The sequence below is a fragment of the Nocardia niigatensis NBRC 100131 genome, assembly GCF_000308655.1.
Classification (GTDB): Bacteria; Actinomycetota; Actinomycetes; order Mycobacteriales; family Mycobacteriaceae; genus Nocardia; species Nocardia niigatensis.
The window spans coordinates 303499-322823 of sequence record NZ_BAGC01000040.1; the positions used below are offsets into that span (position 1 = coordinate 303499).

At 69.6% G+C, this 19325-nt stretch carries 20 protein-coding genes and 1 pseudogene; 14 read left to right on the forward strand and 7 right to left on the reverse strand.

Translation table 11 applies throughout. The features are described 5' to 3' along the window. Positions 1-99: 99 nt before the first annotated feature. Positions 100-1167: a uroporphyrinogen decarboxylase gene (hemE, locus tag ON33_RS14205; protein WP_040858967.1), complete on the reverse strand. Its 1068-nt coding sequence runs from the start codon at positions 1165-1167 to the stop codon at positions 100-102. 73 nt (positions 1168-1240) lie between these two features. Here hemE and ON33_RS14210 point away from each other — a divergent pair, with 73 nt between their 5' ends. Continuing rightward, a complete protein-coding gene (locus tag ON33_RS14210) occupies positions 1241-1867 on the forward strand; it encodes a DUF3000 domain-containing protein (protein WP_083868946.1) in 627 nt (208 codons plus the stop codon). 202 nt (positions 1868-2069) lie between these two features. Further along, complete coding sequence (locus ON33_RS14215) at positions 2070-3314, forward strand: HRDC domain-containing protein (RefSeq protein ID WP_040859274.1); 1245 nt, start codon at positions 2070-2072, stop codon at positions 3312-3314. 249 nt (positions 3315-3563) lie between these two features. Here ON33_RS14215 and ON33_RS14220 read toward each other — a convergent pair whose 3' ends face one another. Together ON33_RS14220 and dxs are read right to left on the reverse strand one after the other, a co-directional pair. After that, a complete protein-coding gene (locus ON33_RS14220; RefSeq protein WP_040858970.1) occupies positions 3564-4367 on the reverse strand; it encodes an enoyl-CoA hydratase in 804 nt (267 codons plus the stop codon). Between the two features lie 117 nt (positions 4368-4484). Then, positions 4485-6431, reverse strand: a complete 1947-nt coding sequence (dxs, locus tag ON33_RS14225; protein WP_040858971.1) for a 1-deoxy-D-xylulose-5-phosphate synthase — start codon at positions 6429-6431, stop codon at positions 4485-4487. A 166-nt stretch (positions 6432-6597) separates the two neighbouring features. Here dxs and ON33_RS43310 point away from each other — a divergent pair. After that, a pseudogene (locus ON33_RS43310) lies at positions 6598-6819 on the forward strand (glutaminase); the annotation flags it as partial. Between the two features lie 415 nt (positions 6820-7234). On the opposite strand, the gene ON33_RS14240 reads toward ON33_RS43310, so the two are convergent. Together ON33_RS14240 and ON33_RS14245 are read right to left on the reverse strand one after the other, a co-directional pair. Continuing rightward, positions 7235-8728: a UbiD family decarboxylase gene (locus ON33_RS14240; protein ID WP_040858976.1), complete on the reverse strand. Its 1494-nt coding sequence runs from the start codon at positions 8726-8728 to the stop codon at positions 7235-7237. Between the two features lie 38 nt (positions 8729-8766). After that, positions 8767-9333, reverse strand: a complete 567-nt coding sequence (locus ON33_RS14245; protein WP_040858978.1) for a UbiX family flavin prenyltransferase — start codon at positions 9331-9333, stop codon at positions 8767-8769. A gap of 64 nt (positions 9334-9397) precedes the next feature. Here ON33_RS14245 and ON33_RS14250 point away from each other — a divergent pair, with 64 nt between their 5' ends. The 9 genes from ON33_RS14250 to ON33_RS14280 all read left to right on the forward strand — a co-directional run bounded on the left by ON33_RS14250 (position 9398) and on the right by ON33_RS14280 (position 15498). After that, a complete protein-coding gene (locus tag ON33_RS14250) occupies positions 9398-10324 on the forward strand; it encodes a LysR family transcriptional regulator (protein WP_040858979.1) in 927 nt (308 codons plus the stop codon). Positions 10325-10417: 93 nt separating this feature from the next. Beyond that, positions 10418-10837: a DUF1707 SHOCT-like domain-containing protein gene (locus ON33_RS14255; protein WP_040858982.1), complete on the forward strand. Its 420-nt coding sequence runs from the start codon at positions 10418-10420 to the stop codon at positions 10835-10837. Between the two features lie 16 nt (positions 10838-10853). Then, positions 10854-11027 carry a hypothetical protein gene (locus ON33_RS42255; RefSeq protein WP_169336810.1) on the forward strand — a complete coding sequence of 58 codons (174 nt, stop codon included), beginning with the start codon at positions 10854-10856 and terminating at the stop codon, positions 11025-11027. Between the two features lie 69 nt (positions 11028-11096). Beyond that, positions 11097-12218 carry a DUF8017 domain-containing protein gene (locus ON33_RS41215; protein WP_040858984.1) on the forward strand — a complete coding sequence of 374 codons (1122 nt, stop codon included), beginning with the start codon at positions 11097-11099 and terminating at the stop codon, positions 12216-12218. A 31-nt stretch (positions 12219-12249) separates the two neighbouring features. Further along, the gene (locus ON33_RS41220; RefSeq protein WP_245550535.1) at positions 12250-12531 is read left to right on the forward strand and encodes a GrpB family protein; all 282 of its coding nucleotides are present in this window, start codon (positions 12250-12252) and stop codon (positions 12529-12531) included. Next, the gene (locus ON33_RS14265) at positions 12506-12853 is read left to right on the forward strand and encodes a hypothetical protein (protein ID WP_040858986.1); all 348 of its coding nucleotides are present in this window, start codon (positions 12506-12508) and stop codon (positions 12851-12853) included. Before ON33_RS41220 ends, ON33_RS14265 begins: the two co-directional genes overlap by 26 nt. Positions 12854-12986: 133 nt before the next feature. Then, a complete protein-coding gene (locus tag ON33_RS14270; RefSeq protein WP_040858988.1) occupies positions 12987-13562 on the forward strand; it encodes a TetR family transcriptional regulator in 576 nt (191 codons plus the stop codon). Further along, on the forward strand, positions 13559-14758 hold the full coding sequence (locus tag ON33_RS14275) for an NADH:flavin oxidoreductase (RefSeq protein WP_051152109.1): 1200 nt from the start codon (positions 13559-13561) through the stop codon (positions 14756-14758). The genes ON33_RS14270 and ON33_RS14275 overlap by 4 nt, the downstream gene beginning before the upstream one ends. Next, positions 14755-15498 (forward strand): glucose 1-dehydrogenase, encoded by a 744-nt coding sequence (locus ON33_RS14280; protein ID WP_040858989.1) that lies wholly within the window; start codon positions 14755-14757, stop codon positions 15496-15498. The genes ON33_RS14275 and ON33_RS14280 overlap by 4 nt, the downstream gene beginning before the upstream one ends. A 3-nt stretch (positions 15499-15501) precedes the next feature. On the opposite strand, the gene ON33_RS14285 is transcribed toward ON33_RS14280, so the two are convergent. After that, positions 15502-16713: a pyridoxal phosphate-dependent aminotransferase gene (locus ON33_RS14285; protein ID WP_040858992.1), complete on the reverse strand. Its 1212-nt coding sequence runs from the start codon at positions 16711-16713 to the stop codon at positions 15502-15504. A gap of 94 nt (positions 16714-16807) precedes the next feature. Here ON33_RS14285 and ON33_RS14290 point away from each other — a divergent pair, with 94 nt between their 5' ends. Beyond that, complete coding sequence (locus ON33_RS14290) at positions 16808-17401, forward strand: winged helix-turn-helix transcriptional regulator (RefSeq protein WP_051152110.1); 594 nt, start codon at positions 16808-16810, stop codon at positions 17399-17401. A gap of 117 nt (positions 17402-17518) precedes the next feature. Further along, a complete protein-coding gene (locus ON33_RS14295) occupies positions 17519-18205 on the forward strand; it encodes an SIMPL domain-containing protein (protein ID WP_051152187.1) in 687 nt (228 codons plus the stop codon). A 104-nt stretch (positions 18206-18309) separates the two neighbouring features. On the opposite strand, the gene ON33_RS44405 is transcribed toward ON33_RS14295, so the two are convergent. Then, positions 18310-19134 (reverse strand): class I SAM-dependent RNA methyltransferase, encoded by an 825-nt coding sequence (locus tag ON33_RS44405; RefSeq protein ID WP_373281029.1) that lies wholly within the window; start codon positions 19132-19134, stop codon positions 18310-18312. Positions 19135-19325: the final 191 nt, after the last annotated feature.

Consider the following 19325-nt stretch of genomic DNA (forward strand, 5'->3'; position numbering starts at 1 on the left):
CGCACCGATGCGTCCGCGCGACGCCTGGACGGACAGCGCGAAACCGGCCAGACTCGCGGATCGCAGTTCCGCCGCATCGCGGCGGCGCGGACGCCTGGGTCAGAGCGGTGCCGGGAGACTGTGGATGAGGGCGACCGTCTCGGTGATGACGCCCGGGTCGGTATTGGGGAGAACGCCGTGCCCGAGGTTGAAGATGTGCCCCTTGGCTCCCAAGGTTATTGCCTCATCGGCCTCACGGGCGATGCGGCGGACCTCGGCGTCGATGGCGGCGGGGCCGGCGAAGAGGACGGCGGGATCGAGGTTGCCCTGCAAGGCTTTTCCAGGGCCGACGCGGCGAACGGCCTCGTTCAACGGGATCCGCCAGTCGACGCCGACCACGTCCGCGCCCGCTTCGCCCATGGCGCCCAGCAGTTCTCCGGTGCCGACACCGAAGTGGATGCGCGGGACACCGGACGACGCGATCTCGGTGAAGACCCGTTCCGAGTGCGGCAGAACGTATTCCCGGTACTGGGCCAGGCTCAGCGCGCCCGCCCAGGAGTCGAACAGCTGCACGGCGTCGACGCCCGCGTCGATCTGGGCGCGCAGGAATTCGATGGTGATGTCGGTGAGCACGCCCAGCAGCTGGTGCCAGGTCTCGGGATCGGCGAGCATCATCGCCTTGGTGCGCTCGTGGTTCTTGCTGGGCCCGCCCTCGACCAGGTAGGACGCCAAAGTGAAGGGGGCACCGGCGAATCCGATGAGCGGAGTGTCACCGAGTGCGTCGAGCAGCAGCTTCACACCGGCGGTGACCGCGCCCACCTCCTCGGCGCGCAGGCGCGGCAGCGCGCGCACGTCGGCGACGGTGCGGACCGGGTTCGCCACCACGGGGCCGACTCCGGCCACGATGTCGAGGTCGATGCCGGCGGCCTTGAGCGGAACCACGATGTCGGAGAACAGGATTGCCGCGTCCATCTGGTGGCGGCGGATCGGCTGCATGGTGATCTCGCACACCAGCTCCGGGTCGAAACACGATTCCAGCATGCCGATTCCGGCACGCACCTCCCGATACTCCGGAAGGGACCGGCCGGCTTGTCTCATGAACCACACCGGACGCCGATGCGGCACGCCACCGGTGGCGGCGGCGAGGAACGGGGCATCGGTCAGCTGGCGGCGGGTCTGAGTACTCATCACTGCCCATCGTAAAGGGGCCCGGCGGCGCGCCTCGCACTACTCCGCACCGGAGAGGTCTACGGTGCCATTCGTGACACCGCTCGACTTCCGCGACGGCGCTGCCCCGACCCCGGAGCCCGAAGAACCAGCCCGGTTCCGCGCCGCGGTCGAGGCCATGGGAACCGCATCTGTGCATCCTCGAATCGAGCTGGCACCGATCCGCCCGCCGCAGCGCCTCGCCCCGTACTCGTACGCCCTCGGCGCGGAAGTCACGCGACCCGACACGAACGTGGTGCCCGTCGACTCCGAAGGCGACGCGTTCGGCCGGCTGATCCTGCTGCACGACCCGGCCGGGCAGGAAGCCTGGCACGGCGTCTTCCGTCTGGTCGCCTACATCCAGGCCGACATCGACTCCGCGCTCGCCGCCGACCCGCTGCTGCCGGAGGTGGCGTGGAGCTGGCTGGTCGACGCGCTCGACTCGCGCACCTCGTTCACCGCCCTCGGCGGCACGGTCACCTCCACCAGCTCGGTGCGCTACGGCGACATCGCCGGGCCGCCGCGCGCGCACCAGCTCGAGCTGCGCGCCTCCTGGACCGTGTCCGACACCGTCATGCGGCCGCACGTGGAAGCCTTCTGCGAGGTGCTCGCCTACGCGGCCGGGCTGCCGCCCGCGGGGGTAACCCGGCTGGACGTGCGCCGGGGCGAGGGCACCGAGTAATTGGGGGCGAGAACAGGCCGGCCGCACCGCGAATCTCCGTGCCGGTCGCCGGAAAATGCCCTCTCGCCTGCGAGAACATCTGTACTGCAACGAAATCGACGGGCGCCACGTACGATTCCCCATGGCCCGACGCAGTGTCACGGCCGGTCGTTTCACCGACGTGACGCGGCCCGCCAATGCCCAACCCGTAGAGTTCAAGACCATGTCCGTACCAGATGAACACGAAGCCACTGCCGCGGTACCGTTGCTCGCGCCAGTGGATGGTGTACCGCCGGTACTGGACTCTGCCGCCGGAGTGGCCGCGGCCGCCCGCCGGCTCGCGGCCGGCAGCGGCCCGCTCGCGGTCGACGCCGAGCGCGCCTCCGGCTTCCGCTACTCCAATCGCGCCTACCTGATCCAGCTGCGGCGCGAGGGCGCGGGCAGCTTCCTGATCGACCCGATCCCCGTGGACGGGGACCTCACGCCCCTCGCCGAGGTGATCAACCCGCTGGAGTGGGTGCTGCACTCCGCGGATCAGGATCTGCCCGGGCTGGCCGAACTCGGTCTGCACCCGGCCCGGCTCTTCGACACCGAACTCGGCGGCCGCCTCGCGGGTTACGAGCGCGTGGGCCTGGCCGCCATGGTGGAGAAGCTGCTCGGCCGCGAATTGCGCAAGGGCCACGGCGCGGCCGACTGGTCCACCCGGCCGCTGCCCGACGACTGGCTGAACTACGCGGCCCTCGATGTCGAGCTCCTCATCGAACTGCGTAACGCCGTCGCCACCGACCTGGCCGATCAGGGCAAATCCGAATGGGCCGCAGAGGAATTCGAGCACGTCCGCACCGCGGAGCCCGCCGGCCCCAAGGCCGACCGCTGGCGGCGCACCTCCGGCATCCACACCCTGCGCCGTACCCGCCAGCTCGCCATCGTCCGCGAACTGTGGACGACCCGCGACCGCCTGGCCCGGCTGCGCGATGTGGCCCCCGCCCGCATCCTCCCGGACTCGGCGATCGTGGCCGCCGCCACCAACGAACCCAAGTCCATCGCCCAGCTGCGCACCCTGCCGATCTTCGGCGGACCCCGTCAGCGCCGCTACTCGCGCGAATGGCTCGGCGCGGTGGAACGCGCCCGCGCCCTCCCCGACAGCGAGCTCCCGCCGCTCACCCAGCACTTCGACGGCCCACCCCCGGTCAACCGCTGGGAGCGCCGCGACCCGGCCGCCGCCGCCCGCCTGCAGTGCGCCCGCGCGGCCATGACCGACCTCTCCACCGAGGTGTCGGTCCCGGTCGAGAACCTGCTCACCCCGGACCTGCTGCGCCGCATGTGCTGGGACGGCCTGCCCAAATCGGTCGCCAACGGCGAAGCCCCGAGCCTCATCGAGGGCTACCTCACCGCGGGTGGCGCCCGTCCCTGGCAGCGCACTTTGACCGTCCCGCGTCTGAGCGAAGCCCTCTACCCGAAAAGCTGATCCGGAAGTATCGCCCAAGAAAGCTGGGGCACAAGGGATTTCCGAAGTGGACCCCCCGGAACGCACAAGATCACCTTCACCCAGGCATCCAAGTCCGCTTCCGTCACCTTGAGCGTCGTCGCCGCGCCACCGGGGTCCACCGCGCAGCAACCGCCGCAGCAGGCCGGCTGTGGTGGCGGCAGCATCGGATCCGGCAGCTCGAACCTGCTCGGATCCGGCGGCCCGCACTGAGGTTCCGGCGGTCGTCGCTCAGTCCTGGAATTCGGGTGGGCGGCGGTCGCGGCGGGCTCGGATGGCCTCATCGAAGTTGTCGGTGGTGAGGCGGACGTAGAGCTGGGCCAGGCCCTCGTTCTGCATGTGGGATTCGAAACTGCCGGCCTCCAGTCCGCTCCAGAGCAGGCGCTTGGTGAGTTCGCCGCCGACGCGGCTCCAGCGGATGATCTGGTCGGCGGTGTCGTAGGCGGTCTCGAGGAGTTTGTCGCCGGGGACGACTCGGGAGACGATGCCGATGCGCTCGGCTTCCGTCGCGTCGACGTCGCGACCGGTGAGCATGATCTCGAAGGCGCGGGTGGAGCCGATGGCCCGCGGCAGCGTGTAACTGATGCCGAGTTCGGCGGAGGTGAGACCGTTGTTGATGCCGGCCGCGCGGAAATAGGCGTCCTCCGCGGCGATTCGGATGTCGGTGCCCATGGCCAGGCAGAACCCGCCGCCGATGGCCGCGCCGTTGATGGCGCTGATCACCGGCTGATGCATCCGCTTGATCGTGAGCATCACATTGTTCAGCAGCTCCATGGAGCGGCGCGCGATGCTGGTGCGCGTCAAGCCCTCTACCCCGGGCACCTTCCCGGCGTGCTGAAGGTCCGCGCCCGAGCAGAATCCGTGCCCGGCCCCGGTGAGCACCACCACCCGCACCTCATTGTCGGCCGCCACGCCCTCGAGGGTCTCCCGCAGCGGCACCATCACGTCGAACGCCATGGCGTTCATCCGGTCCGGCCGGTTCAACGTGACCAGCGCGATCCCCGGCCGCGGCTTCTCGACAAGCACAAACGACATCCGAACTCCCGTCCCGAAACTGTAACCTGTTTCAGAATCTACGCGAGAACCGCAGCTCCGCATAGAAAACGGGCCCACGATCGAAGGATCGCGGGCCTGTTCCGGACTTGACGGGCGCTACTCTGCCGCGGGGAGCAGGGCCTGCTCGATCTCGCTGCCGGAGGCTTCGGCGGCACCGAGCCAGACGTGCACGCGCTGCGCCACCTCACCCGGGGTGAGGCCGAGCTCCTGATGGATCCTGGAACGCGAGGCGTGATCGAGGAATTGCTGCGGGACGCCGAGGTCACGGGTGGGGACGTCGACACCCGAGCTGCGGAGCCGGGCGGAAACGGTCGAACCGACACCGCCGTGCACGCCGTTGTCCTCGAGGGTGACCACCAGGCGGTGGTTCTCGGCCAGCTTCACCACGGTGTCGGACACCGGGAGCACCCAGCGCGGGTCGACCACGGTCACCGAGACGCCCTCGGCCTCCAGCAGATCCGCGACCTTGAGCGCGAGTTCGGCGAAGGCGCCGACCGCGACCAGCAGCACATCGGCGTGCACCGAATACGCCGCTGCGTCTTCCACATCCGGCAGACGCAGCACGTCCACGCCCTCGAAACGTTCCACCGCCGGAATCTCCTCGATGGCAGCGCCCTTCGGGAAGCGGATGGCGGTGGGCCCGTCACTGACGTGCAGGGCCTCCCCCAATTCCTCGCGCAGCCGGACGGCATCGCGCGGGGCGGCGACCCGGATACCGGGGACGATGCCCAGCACCGACAGGTCCCACATGCCGTTGTGCGAGGCGCCGTCGTCGCCGGTGATGCCCGCGCGATCGAGCACCAGCGTCACCGGCAACTTGAGCAGCGCCACATCCATGAGCAGCTGATCGAAGGCGCGGTTCAGGAAGGTGGAGTAGATCGCCACCACCGGATGCAGACCGCCCAGGGCCATGCCGGCCGCGGAGGTCACGGCATGCTGTTCGGCGATGCCGACGTCGAACATGCGGTCCGGGAAGCGATTTCCGAACGGGGTCAGGCCGGTCGGTCCCGGCATGGCGGCGGTGATCGCCACGATGTCGTCGCGCTGCTCGGCCTGCGCGATGAGCTCCTTGGAGAACACCGAGGTCCAGCTCGGCGCGGACGGGCCGCCCAGCGGCTCACCGGTCTCCGGGTCGATCTGGTTGATGGCGTGCATCTGATCGGCCTCATGGTCCTCGGCCGGCTTGTAGCCGCGGCCCTTCTGCGTCACCGCGTGCACGATGACCGGACCACCGAAGTCCTTGGCCCGCCGCAGCGCCGCCTCCAGCTGCACCGGATCGTGCCCGTCGACCGGGCCCACATACTTCAGCCCGATATCGCTGAACAGCTCCTGCGGCGCGACCGCGTCCTTGATGCCGGTCTTGATGGCGTGCAGCATCGAGTAGGCCGAATCCCCCACCCGCGGAATGCTCTGGACGATCCGCTTGGTGGCGTCGAGCGCGTGCTCGTAGGCGGGCTGGGTGCGCAGGCCCGCGAGCCGCTCGGCGAGCCCGCCGATGGTCGGCGCGTAGGAGCGGCCATTGTCGTTGACCACCACGATGACCGAGCGATCCTGCCCCGCGGCGATATTGTTCAGCGCCTCCCAGCACATGCCGCCGGTGAGCGCGCCGTCACCGACGACCGCGATCACGTGGCGCTTCTGCCGGGTCAGCGCGAACGCCTTGGCGATGCCGTCCGCGTAGGACAGCGAGGCCGAGGCGTGCGAGGACTCCACCCAGTCGTGGGCGCTCTCGGCCCGGCACGGGTACCCCGACAGGCCGCCCTCTTTGCGCAGCGTGTCGAACCCGTCCTTGCGGCCGGTGAGGATCTTGTGCACGTACGCCTGGTGCCCGGTATCGAAGATGATCGGGTCGGCCGGGGAATCGAAAACCCGGTGCAACGCGATGGTCAGCTCCACGACGCCGAGGTTCGGACCCAGGTGCCCGCCGGTGACAGCGACCTTCCGCACCAGGAACTCGCGAATCTCCTCGGCCAGCTCGTGCAGCTCCGGTACCGACAGCCGGCGCAGGTCCTCGGGCATGTCGACCCGGGAAAGCACTCCCACGGCTATTGCTCCCTCCGGATGTCTCCTGTGTTTGCAACAGTCTACGGAGCCGTTTCCGGCCCCCGATGCCAGGAACGAAACGCCACCTGCGACATCCGTGACAGATGTGAGGCTCCACACAGATTACGCCGGTCAACGTGGCCCAGTGGCCCCCTCCGGAGGCGGCGTGGCCCGCATCATCGACGAAGTGTACGAGCTGCGCCGGGCCGACACGTCGGGAACGCCGGCGGACTACATTCCGGAACCGGCGGCGGTGCAACCCGATTCGTTCGGCATCTGCCCGGCTACCGCGGACGGGCGCGTCCGCGGTAGCGGAGATCTGGGCGCCGTCTTCACGATTCGGTCGATCGCCAAGTCGTTCACCTACGCGCTCGCCCTGGCCGATCGGCGACCCTGGCAAAGGAATTCGAGACCCGCCCATCGTCCACGACGAATCGACTGTCGCGCGCGACAGTCTCGGCTGCGGACTGTTCCCGGTCCTGGACGGCCGGGTGCGGTTCATGTTCCCGATCGCGACAATCGCCGCACCAGTTGATCACCCGCACCCCGGGCATGTCCGTCGGTGCGACGTCCATGCCGGCGGGCGTCCCGTACGCCAATGATGTCCACGCCGAGACCACCGTCCGGGTCGCCGTGCTGCCGCCCGCCAGTATCGATCAGCTCACCAGTCAGGCCGCGGAGGCAGGCCGATGCCGCCGTGCGCGCGGTCGCGGCACACGGCGGCATCTGATCCGCCTCGGGCGAAGCCTCGTCCGACACCCCTCGTCCGGTCGCACGATCCCGCCCGCGGTCTGTTTCCGCTGTCAGCGGTAGCCGTACTCCTGCCAGCGGTCCAGGACGCGCTGCTGGATCTCGGCGGGCCAGCCGTTCTCGAAGCTCCCCTTGACCGGGCGGCGCCCCTGCGGGAAGTGATCGGCCAGCAAGCAGTTGTAGATCACCTTGCCCGCCATGAAGGAATGCGCCTCCTCCGGCGACAGGTACACCGCGAGCTGGTCGGAAACCGCTGCCGGGTAATGGAATTCGCCGCGTTCGACATCCGGATGCGAGCGGGTGGCGAAGGCCCACACCACCTCGTCGAGATTCGTGATGTCCACATCGTCCTCGACCACGAGGATCTTGGGCGCGTTGACCGACGGCTTGCCGGTGAAGATGATCTCGGCGATCTGGTCCACCAGCTCATGCGAGCCCAGCCCGGTGGTCTCGTGCCAGTCCTGCTTCACCGCGAGGGTCAGCCAGTGCACCGCGGCCTCGAAGTTGTACCAGGCCGACGAGATCGGCAGGCCGGCCTGCCGCAGCAGATAGAGGATCTCCGCGGCGCTGGTGGTGCCGATGATGGTGTGGTCCTCCTCCACCGGCGGGCCCGCGGCCACGGTCGGCTGGATCGCGCCGTCGCGGTAGGTGATCGCGGAGACGTGAAATACGGCCTTCGGACCGGCCTCGGTGGCGTTGTAGCCCGGGAACTCGTTGAACGGGCCCTCCATGACCGTTTCGTCGAGCGCGATGTGGCCCTCGATCACGATCTCGGCGGTGGCGGGCACCAGCAGGTCGACGGTCTCGGCCGGGACCAGTTCCAGGCCCTCACCGAACAGTGCGCCCAGGTAGTGGGTTTCGTCCTCGCCCTCGGGAATCGGCATGCCGCCCACCCACGGCAGGCCCGGCTCCACGCCGATGGCCAGCGCGATCGGCATGGGCTCGCCGATCTCGGTCCACTTCGAGCGGATGATGCCCAGGTGCTGGGGTCCCGGGATCAGGCAGGCCAGGGTGTTCCGGTCGTGGATCATCATGCGGTTGATCGACCAGTTGGTCCATGAGCCGTCGGGGGTCTTGACGATGTTCATGCCGTAGGTCTGGATGTAGCGGCCACCGTCGTTGCCGTGCAGCTTCGGAGTCGGGAAGACGAACAGGTCGATGTCCTCGCCGAGCATGACGTTCTCTTTGCAGGGCGCGGCCGCACGATCCACCACCACGGGCGGGATGCCCGGCTTGGTGCGGGCATCGGCGAGCGCCTCCACGATCTGCTGACCGGTGGCGTCGGCGGGCAGGCCCAGCGCGAGTGCGATGCGCGCCAAACGGTGTCGCGGGCCCGACAGCGCGCCGGGCGCACCGAGCACGCGGAATCCGCTGTCCCGGTACCCGGTGATGGTGTTGAACAGCGGCGCGGGGGCGCGCAGATCGTAGGAGCGGCGAATGATCGCGCCGATCTCCAGATTCCAGTCGACCTCGCTGTCGATGTGCTGGATTTCGCCGATGGCGTCGAGCGCCTCGATGAACTCGCGCAGGCTCTTCAAGTGCGGCACAGGGGTTTTCCTCGGTTTCGATTGCACGCGGTGGTCGGTCACTCGCCCCAGCGGGGCAGGTCGGGCACGTCGATGCCGAGCAGATCCAGGGCGCGCCCGGCGGTGTGGTCGACGATGTCGGCCACCGATTCCGGATTCAGATAGAAGGCGGGCACCGGCGGCATGACGATGCCGCCCATCTCGGTGACCGCGGTCATGGCGCGCAGATGCGCCATGGTGAGCGGGGTTTCCCGCACCATGAGCACCAGGCGGCGGCGCTCCTTGAGCGTGACGTCGGCGGCGCGGGTGAGCAGATAGTCGTTGTTGGCGTAGGCGACCGCGGACAGGGTGCGAATCGAGCAGGGGGCCACGATCATTCCCGCGGTCCGGAACGAACCCGACGCGATGGCCGCGCCGATGTCGGCGGGCCGGTACACCACATCGGCCATGGCCGACAGATCGGCCGCCGTCAGATCCGTCTCGTAGGCGCGGGTCTGCTGCCCGGCCGGCGTCACCACCAGATGCGTCTCCACGCCGGCCTTGCGGGCCAGCTCCAGCACCCGCACGCCGTAGGCGATGCCGGTGGCCCCGCTGATGCCCACCACAAGTCGGCGCGATTCACTCACCGCCCCAGCATCCGTCACGTGTCGGATAGCCATCAACGCCGAAATCCGCGAAGATCGATAAGAAATGCTGATCGAAGACTCGCCTCGAGAAACCCGTGTAGACCCGGCCGAACTGGAAGCGTTCGTGGTCCTCGCCGAAGAATTGCACTTCGGCCGCACCGCCGACCGCCTCGGACTGTCCCAGCCCCGGGTGAGCCAGCTGATCCGCAGCCTGGAACGCCGCGTCGGCCGGCGCCTGGTGGAACGCACCAGCCGCCGGGTCACCCTCAATCCACTCGGCGAGCATCTGCTGTCCCGCGCGCGACCCGCGTTCCAGGAGTTGCAGCGGGCCATCGCCGAAACCCGCACCGCGGCACGGGGTCTGCGCATCGGATTCCTCGGGCCCTACGCGTCCACGCTGGACAGAGGGCTGGCCGGATTCCGGGCCCGGCATCCGGAATGCCAGATCGCGCTGACGCAGCTGTCGTGGACCGACATCTTCGGGCCGCTGCGGCGCGGCGAGGTGGACATCCAGATCTGCCTGGCCCCGGTCGAACAGCTCGGCTTGACCGTCGGACCGGAAGTGGGCATGTTCCCGCGGGTGCTGGCCATCGCCCGCAGCCATCCGTGGGCCACCCGAAACAGCCTCGACGTCGAGGACCTGGCCGAGTTGCGGGTGATCGGGCCGCACCCCGATGTCGCGCCGGAATTCGCGCGCGCCTTCTGGCCGCCCGCGATCACGCCGCGCGGCCGGCCCATTGCGCGGGTCGCGCCCGCGCGCACCGAACCCGAGATGCTCACCGCCGTCGCCCACAACAACGCGGTCTTCGCCACCACCACCGCCATGCCCACCTACTTCACCCATCCGGAGGTGGCGTTCGTCCCGCTCACCGGCCTGGCCGAGGCGCGGGTGCGGCTGGTGTGGCGCACCGACACCGACCATCCCAAGATCGCCGAATTCGCCGGACTGGCCGCCGGAACGGACGCGGCGGGCATACGTCGGCAGGCGTAGCCGGGATTACGCGTACGCGTGCAGGCGCGCCGCCGCGAACACGCCTACGCTGGCGGACAACGAGATTGCTTCCCTCCCCCGAGGTGGATTGTCATGACCGATTTCGATCCCGCGGTCTACGGACCGTCCACCGTCCGTGTCGGCACCGCCGAACGTGAACAGGCCGCCGCGGCGCTGGGCGAGCATTTCGCGGCCGGCCGGCTCGACGTCGCCGAATACGACGAGCGGGTCGGCCGGGCGTACGCGGCAAAGACCGTGGGCGAACTGGCGGTGCTGTTCGCAGACCTGCCCCGGCCGCAAACGCCCGCACCGCAGATCCTCACCCCGCCGGGCGCCCCCCGCCGGGCGCTGCCCTTGGCCCCGATCGGCGCGGGCGTGCTCGTGATGTTCCTGATCGGATTCGCGGTGGTCACCCACTTCTTCCCCTTCTTTCTGTTCCCGGTGCTGTTCTTCATCTTCGCGCGCGGGCGGCGCGGCTACGGGTATCGCGGTCCGCGCTACGGCCGGATGTGAGAGTTAGGGTGGATTCGTGGGCGTCATAGGCGAGCTTTTCCCCGGCAAGAAGCTGGAAGACGACGGCAGTGAGGACGGCAGCGGCGAGAGCCACCGGCCGCGCGTCAGCCTCGATCTGGACGCCGGTGTGATCCGAGTGTCTCCGGCCCGGCCGAAATCCGGCCCGGACGCGCCGGAATCGCAGGGCTAGTACCCACCCGATAGGGTGAGGCCCCCGCCCGAGCCGAGGCGGCTCGGTGCGGCCGGAGGGTGAAATCGCGTGACGGACAACAATGATCACTGGGCGAACCCACCCGGCTGGAGCTATCCCGATGCGGGACAACAGGACTGGGGACACGCCGCCGAAGAAGCACAGCGGTCGGCCGAGTATCCGGGCTTCGCCACCGAGCTGCCCCCGGGATACCAGCCGCAGTACGACACCGGCCGGCTTCCTCGGTACAGCACCGGCCAGGTTCCCCAGTACGCGACTGGACAGCACCCCCATTACGTAACCGGGCAGCAGCCGCAGTACACCACCGGACAGCACTCCCCGTACGTAACCGGGCAGCAGCCGCAGTACACCACCGGGCAGCGCTCCCCCTATTCCACCGGGCAGCACTCCGCGTACGCCACTGGACAACATCCTGTGCCGAATTATGCTGGGCAGCAACCGATTCCGGGCAACGAGCAGCTGCCCGCAGCTGCCGGCCGTCGCACGCCGTACATCCTCGGCGCACTGGCAGCCGTGATCGTGCTGGCCGGCTGTTTCGCGGCCTACACGCTGAGCCAGGACTCCTCCGGCAGCAGCACCGCCTCCGCGACCGACTCTCCGGGCGGCCCGTCCGCGACCGGGCCCGCGAAGCCGGGCGCGCCGAAGCCCGGCAGCACCACCGTGGTCGCCCCCACGCTGGGCATCAGCTATGACGTGCCTGCCGGATGGACGATCGCCGACCCGGCCGAGATCACCGCGCAGACCGGTACCGACGGTTCCGTCATCGGGCACGGCAAGGCCACCGAGGGCAACGACTATTGCGCGGGCTCGGCGTATCGGACCCTCGTCTTCCTGACCCGCACCGATGGCAGCGATCTGGCCGCCGCGGCCACCCGGGTGGCGAAAATCTCGGCGGAGGGCGGCTATTCGGACGCGACCGGCGGCAATCCGGGCGCACCGGCCGCGGTCACCACCGCCAGCGGTCTCACAGGCCAGCGGGTCGAGGCGACCGGCAGCTGGCAGCCGCCCGCGCCCGGCTGCACGACGACCAGCTACTCGGTCTACACGTTCGCCTTCACCGGGCCGCGCAACGCGCTGCTGGTGCTGGCCATCCTGGCCGACCGCGGCACCGAGGGCGAGCTGCGCGCCGATCGGGCCGGGCAGATCATCGCGAGCGTCCGCGCCTCCTGATCCCGCCCACCAGACCGGCCCGGTGGCCACCATGGACGACGACGAGATCTCAGCCGCGTTCATCGGCGAACGAGTCCTGGCCTGCCGCGATCGGCTCCGCGGCCACCCCGACGAACGCGCCCGCTACGAGCTGACCAAACACGAACTGGCGCAACGACAGTGGAAGTACGTCCAGCACTGCGCCAACGCCAGGAGCACGGTCATCGAGGAGACCATCGCCCGCGCACTCACCACCGGCCGACGCGCGCCCACCAGCCGGTTCTTGCCGTGGCCAATACACTGGCCGGATGCCGCTCGTCGAGGTGACCCATAAAGCGGACCTGCCCGAGACCGTGTTGCGGGAACTGGGCGAATGGCTGCCGCATCTGGTGTCCAACGCCGTGGACTGCCCCGAGGAGCCGTACGACGGTGACCTCCGGCCGGGGGATGTGGAGATCCGATTCCGGCCGCTGGGAAAGTTCGACCGGTCGGGCTTGGATGTGGTCATCGAGGTCCGGTCGAAGTACTTCGCGAGCCGGGCCGAGAACCGGCAGCAGCGTTGCGACCAGCTGCTCGCCGATCTCGAGAAATTCGTCGACGGGAATATCGGCGTCTACCTGACCCTGCCGGTCGCCGCGTGGTCCCAGAGCGAGTAACCGGTCGGCCTCGCCCGGCGCGACCGTGCCGCCCGGAACCGGCGATACCCGAAATCCCCGCTTCCCGCACCGGGCAATCCCAGTTTTCAATCAATGATTGAAATAGTGTTTGAAGCGTGTTTGACTTCTTCCCATGGTCGAGAAGGTATCCGCGTCAACCCGGGAACGGCTGCTCGCGGCGGCCGAGCAACTGCTGCTGACCGAGCCCTATGACGAGGTGTCCGTGCGGGCGGTGTGCGCGGCGGCGGGCGCCAACCCCGCGGCGGTGCACTACCACTTCGGATCCAAGGAGGCGCTGGTCGGCGCGCTCATCGAGGCCCGGCTCGGGCCGCTGTGGGCGGAGGGGCTGGCGCGGGCCACGGGCGGGCGGGATTCGGTGCCCGCGGTGGTGGACACCATCCTCGCGCCGTTCCAGGAGCTGGCCTCGGATCCGCTGGGGCGCCTGCATCTTCGGCTGCTGGCCCGGTTCGTGCTGGGCCGCCACCTCACCTCGTGGCAGGGACCGTGGTTCCGGATGGATTCCTGGACCGCGCTGCTGCCCGAGCTGCGGGCCAGCGAGGCGCAGCGGCGCTGGATGCTGGCCTTCGACCTGATCATCATGCGGTTCGGCACCCCCGAGATCGAGGATCGCGGGATGTCCGAACCAGCGTTGACGGCCCTGCGGAACTTCGTGGTGGCCGGACTCACCGCACCGGGAGAACAACCATGAACGAGATCTTCGCACCGGCGAAACTCGGCCCGATCACCTTGCGCAACCGGGTGATCAAGGCCGCCACCTTCGAGGGACGAACCCCCGACGCGCTGGTCACGCCCGAGCTCATCGACTTCCACCGCGAGGTCGCCGCGGGCGGGGTGGGCATGACCACCGTCGCCTACTGCGCGGTCGCGCCGGGCGGCCGCACCGACCGCCACCAGATCTGGATGCGGCCGGAAGCCGTTGCGGGACTGCGTGACCTGACCGACGCCGTGCACGCCGAGGGCGCGGCCGTCAGCGCTCAGATCGGGCATGCCGGGCCCGTCGCCAACGCCGCCTCCAACCGGGCGCCCGCACTGTGCCCGAGCCGTATGTTCAGCCCGCTGAGCATGCAGGCCATGCACGTGCCCGGCGAATCCGAGATCCGGGAACTCATCGCGGCGCACGCGAATGCGGCGCTGCTGGCCGAGCAGGCCGGATTCGACGCGGTCGAAATCCATTTCGGCCACAACTACCTGGTGAGCTCGTTCCTCAGCCCGCTGCTCAACCGCCGCCACGACAAGTGGGGCGGCACCCTCGCCAACCGGGCCCGGCTCGCACGCGAAATCGCCCGCGCCGTGAGGGATGCCGTGGGCGACCGGATGGCGGTGACCGCCAAGCTGAACATGGAGGACGGCCGCCGCGGCGGGCTCACGGTCCCCGAGAGCATCCAGGTGGCCGCCTGGCTGGAGGCCGACGGCGTCCTCGACGCGCTCGAATTGACCGCGGGCAGTTCACTTCTCAACCCCATGCTGCTCTTTCACGGCGACGCGCCGCGCAAGGAGTTCGCCGAGGTGCTGCCCGGTCCGGCGCGCATGGGCTTCAAACTGGTCGGACGCGCCTTCCTCAAGGAGTACCCGTACCACGAGGCGTACCTGCTCGAGCGGGCCCGCCAGTTCCGCCGCGAGCTGTCCATGCCGCTGATCCTGCTGGGCGGCATCACCAATCTCGACACCATGCACCTGGCCATGACCGAGGGCTTCGAGTTCGTCGCCATGGGTCGCGCGCTGCTGCGTGAGCCGAATCTGCTGCAGCGCATCCAGGCCGACGCGGCCACCCAGTCGGCCTGCGTGCACTGCAACAAGTGCATGCCCACCATCTACACCACCACCCGCTGCGTGTTCCGGCCGGAGCGGACCATCATCGATCTCGACGGAAGGCAACGGGCATGAGCGGACGACTCGACGGACGCGTGGCGCTGATCAGCGGCGCGGCATCGGGGATGGGCGCCGCGCACGCGCGGGCGTTCGTGGCCGAGGGCGCCTCGGTGCTCATCGGCGACATCTCCGACGAGGCGGGCGCGAAACTGTCCGCCGAACTCGGCGACGCCGCGGCGTACGTCCACCTCGATGTCACCGAGGCCGAGGACTGGCGTATGGCCGTGGACACGGCGGTCGAGCGCTTCGGCAAGCTCGACGTGCTGGTCAACAATGCCGGCATCCTCGACTTCGGGCCGCTCGGCGCCTACACCGAGGAGCAGTGGCAGCGGGCCCTGGCCATCAACCTCACCGGCCCCTTCCTGGGCCTGACCGCCGCCCGCGACGCCCTGGTGGCGGCCCGGCCGGCGGCCGTGGTGAACATCTCCTCCGCCGCAGGTATCCAGGGCGTGCCGGGCGCGCACGCCTACACCGCCTCGAAGTTCGGGGTGCGCGGGCTCACCAAGTCCGCGGCGCTCGAGCTCGCCCCGCACGGCGTGCGCGTGAATTCCGTGCACCCGGGCGGGATCATGACCCCGATGATCGGGGTGCCCGAGGGCACCACCACCGATCGCGACGCGAACCCCCTGGCCCGCCTCGGCGTGCCCGAGGAGGTCACGGCGCTGGTCGTGTTCCTCGCCAGCCAGGAATCCAGCTACTGCAACGGCGCCGAGTTCGTGGTCGACGGCGGGATGACGGCCGGCCGCCCGGTCTGAGGCCTACTGCTTGTAGGTCGCCAGGAAACGTCCGATGCGCTCGATGATCGCCTCGAGCTCATCGGCGTGCGGCAGCGTCACGATCCGGAAGTGGTCGGGGCGCGGCCAATTGAAGCCGGTGCCCTGCACGATGTGGATCTTCTCGCGCAGCAGCAGATCCAGCACGAACTGCTCGTCATCGTGGATCCGGTACATGTCGAGGTCGATGCGCGGGAAGGCGTACAGCGCGCCCCGGGGCTTCACACACGAGATGCCCGGAATCGCGTTGAGCGCCTCCCACGCCCGGTCGCGCTGCTCGCGCAGGCGGCCGCCGGGCAGGGTGAGGTCGTAGATGCTCTGATGTCCGCCGAGGGCGGCCTGAATCGCCTGCTGCGCGGGCACATTCGCGCACAGGCGCAGACCCGACAGCATGGTCAGGCCTTCCAGGTAGCTGTCCGCGTGCTCGATCGGACCGGTCACGGCCAGCCAGCCGCCGCGGAATCCGGCGGCGCGGTAGGACTTCGAGAGCCCGGAGAAGGTCAGGCACAGCAGATCCGGGGCCAGCGCGGCGGTCGCGGTATGGGTCAGGCCGTCGTAGAGGATCTTGTCGTAGATCTCGTCGGAGAACACCACCAGGTTGTGGCGGCGCGCGATCTCCAGCATCTGGCGGACCACCTCGGGCGAATACACCGCGCCCGTGGGGTTGTTCGGGTTGATGATGACCAGCGCGCGGGTGCGGTCGGTGATCTTGGACTCGATATCCGCCAGGTCCGGCATCCAGTCCGAGCCCTCGTCGCAGATGTAGTGCACCGGACGGCCGCCGTTGAGCGCGGTGGCGGCGGTCCAGAGCGGGAAATCCGGTGCGGGAACCAGGACTTCGTCGCCGTTCTCCAGCAGCGCGGTCATGGCCATCATGATGAGCTCGGAGACGCCGTTGCCGAGGAAGACCTGTTCGACGTCGAGGTCGGACAGCCCGAGGGTCTGGTAGTACTGCACCACCGCGCGCCGCGCCGAGAGCAGGCCCTTGGAGGTCGAGTAGCCGCTGGACTGCGGCAGATTGCGGACCATGTCCTGAAGCAGTTCGGCGGGCGCCTCGAAGCCGAAGGTCAGCGGGTTGCCGGTATTGAGCTTCACGACGTGATGCCCCTCCGCCTCCAGCCGTGCGGCGTGCTCGGCGATCGGTCCGCGGATCTCGTAGGACACGCCCGCCAGCTTGCTCGACTGCTTCACCTGCATGAAACGACCCCTTCTCGGTGTGGTTGCCGCACACTCTACTTGGAATTTCCAAGTTTGCACTTGGTATTTCCAAGTTGTTGGCTACAGTGGAATCGTGCCACGCCGAAGCTACGACCACTACTGCACCGTCAGCCGCGCCCTCGACATCGTCGGCGACCGGTGGAACCTGCTGGTGGTCCGCGAATTGTGTTCGGGCCCGCGCCGATACAGCGACCTGTTCGCCGACCTGCCCGGCATCAGCACCGACGTGCTCGCCGCCCGGCTCAAGGACCTCGAGCGTGACGGGATTCTCACCAAACGCCGCGTCGGGCCGCGCACCGGGACCGCGGTCTACGAACTCACCGACGCGGGTGCGGCACTGCGCCCGGTGCTGGACTCGCTCTCGGCGTGGGGCGCGGCGCACCTCGGCGAGCAGCGCGCGACCGACGCGGTCCGAGCGCACTGGTTCGCGCTCCCGCTGGGACAGGCCGTCGCCGAACTCGTGCCCGCCGGCACAGTAACGGTCCGGATCGGCGAAACCGCGTTCCACTACGTGATCACCGAATCCGGACTCACCCATCACGACGGCCCGGCCGCCGCGGCCGATCTCGACATCCGGCTGGACCTCGCCGCGGCGAGCGAGATCGCCACCGGCGCACGCTCACTCGCCGAAACCCTCGAACAGGCAACCGGAACACCGGTCGCCTGAACCTCTTCACCCTCCGTCCGCGCGGTGGCGTCCGCGGCCATGTGCGGCAGCGGCGGGCGGGCGGCAGGCGTCGGTAGCATCGGCTGGGTTGTGCCCGCATCGATCGAGGAGGAATCCGTGAGCAGCGAGAACGCCATCGGCACCATCACGATCATCGGCTCCGGGAGTGCCGTCGCGACACCGGACATCATGCGGGTGCCGATCTCGGTGGAGACGCGGGCCGACACGGTGGCCGCCGCCTACGCGCGAGCCGGGGAACGCGCCGACGCCGTGATCGCGGCGCTGCGCGCGGACGGTGTCGAGGTGCGCGACATCAATACCAGCGGGCTGACGGTGCGCGCGGAAACCGTGTGGACCGAGGGGAATCGGGAGAAGCTGGTCGGGTACATCGCCGGGACCTCGCTGACCGTCACGCTGCGCGAGATCGCCGGACCCGGCGGGGAGGCGCGACCCACTGAAAGCGGCGGGCCCGCCGCGATCATCGCGCACGCGGTCGACGCCGGCGGTGATGATGTGCGGCTCGGCGGGCTGACGCTGACCGTCGCCGACGAGGAGAGCCTCCTGGTTCGCGCCCGCGACGCCGCCTGGGACCATGCGCTGGGCAAGGCCGAACAGTACGTGTTCCGGGCGGGCCGCACCCTGGGACCGGTGCTCGAGATCACCGAGGATGTCTCCGGTCCGGCGCCCGCGCCGCGGATCGCGTTCGCCGCCAACAAGTTGGCGGCCCCGGGTGCGGCGGTGCCGGTGGAGCTCGGCGAGAGCGAACTGTCCGCCAGCGTCCGCGTCACCTGGCAGCTGGCCTGAGTCAGCCACCTCCCACCGCGCCTGGTACGCGACAAGATCAAGGAGCTCTCACCGGGATTCGGACAGAACTCCTCGGTGAGCGCTCCCTGATCGTCAAGAAGCGGTCAGCGCTCCAGCACCGCGATGCACTCGACGTGGTGAGTGCCCGGGAAGGCATCGAAGACGCGCAGAGCCGCGGGCTCATAGCCGACGGCGCGGTAGAGGCCGACATCGCGGGCGAAAGCGGCAGGGTCGCAACCGATGTGGATGATGCGGCGCGGGGAACGCTCGCTCAGGGCGTTGATCACGTCCTTGCCGGCGCCGGCGCGGGGCGGATCGAGGACGACGACATCCGGTGCGGCGCTCGGCTGTTCGTGGATCCAGCGCTCGACGCGGTCGGCGGTGAGGTCCACCCACGGCAGATCCCGAAGTGCGGCACGGCCTTCCGCGACGGCGGTGCGCGCCGACTCGACGCCGTGCACCACCCCGGTGTCCCCGACCCGCTCGGCCAGCCGGGCCGCGAAGACGCCGACGCCGCAGTACAGGTCCCACACCAGGGCGCCCGGCGCGGCGTCGGCCCACTCCCCCACCACATCCGAATAGCACTGCGCCGCACCGTAATGCGGCTGCCAGAACCCGGTCGCCGACAGCTCCCACCGGCGCTCGCCGACATATTGAACGGTTCGCCCGGTGCCGTCCACCACGCGCTCGGTCCGCGCACTGTGCGCCGCCGCACGCCGGGCGGCGGCACTGCGCCGATCACCGCCGCCGCGCCGACCGGAACCTCCTGGCCCGCTGCCCCTTTCACGAGGCGCACGCCGGCCGCTCTCCGCAGCGCCGGCGGGCGCCAGCTCGACGAGATGCCGCATGCCGTCGCCATCCACGGCCACCACGAGATCCGCCCCGGGCGTCCACACCTGCTCGGCGATCCCCGCCACGGCCCCGGCCATCGGCTGCGGGCATCGCAGATCCGCGATCACCTCGGTACTCCGGTACCGGTGCACCCCGGCCCGCCCCTCGGCATCCACGACCAGCCGTACCCGGCTGCGCCAGCCACTGGAGTACGTCGCGGCCGAACTCGCCGGTCCCCGCTCACCACCCGGACCCCGGTCGGCACGGGCATCCGAATCCGCGCGGGGCA

Coding starts and splice junctions, on each gene's coding strand:
- hemE (WP_040858967.1), bottom strand. CDS start 1,167: ATGAGTACTCAGACCCGCCGCCAGCTGACCGATGCCCCGTTCCTCGCC.
- ON33_RS14215 (WP_040859274.1), top strand. CDS start 2,070: ATGTCCGTACCAGATGAACACGAAGCCACTGCCGCGGTACCGTTGCTC.
- ON33_RS14220 (WP_040858970.1), bottom strand. CDS start 4,367: ATGTCGTTTGTGCTTGTCGAGAAGCCGCGGCCGGGGATCGCGCTGGTC.
- ON33_RS14250 (WP_040858979.1), top strand. CDS start 9,398: ATGCTGATCGAAGACTCGCCTCGAGAAACCCGTGTAGACCCGGCCGAA.
- ON33_RS14255 (WP_040858982.1), top strand. CDS start 10,418: ATGACCGATTTCGATCCCGCGGTCTACGGACCGTCCACCGTCCGTGTC.
- ON33_RS41220 (WP_245550535.1), top strand. CDS start 12,250: ATGGACGACGACGAGATCTCAGCCGCGTTCATCGGCGAACGAGTCCTG.
- ON33_RS14265 (WP_040858986.1), top strand. CDS start 12,506: ATGCCGCTCGTCGAGGTGACCCATAAAGCGGACCTGCCCGAGACCGTG.
- ON33_RS14270 (WP_040858988.1), top strand. CDS start 12,987: ATGGTCGAGAAGGTATCCGCGTCAACCCGGGAACGGCTGCTCGCGGCG.
- ON33_RS14275 (WP_051152109.1), top strand. CDS start 13,559: ATGAACGAGATCTTCGCACCGGCGAAACTCGGCCCGATCACCTTGCGC.
- ON33_RS14280 (WP_040858989.1), top strand. CDS start 14,755: ATGAGCGGACGACTCGACGGACGCGTGGCGCTGATCAGCGGCGCGGCA.
- ON33_RS14285 (WP_040858992.1), bottom strand. CDS start 16,713: ATGCAGGTGAAGCAGTCGAGCAAGCTGGCGGGCGTGTCCTACGAGATC.
- ON33_RS44405 (WP_373281029.1), bottom strand. CDS start 19,134: ATGGCCGGGGCCGTGGCGGGGATCGCCGAGCAGGTGTGGACGCCCGGG.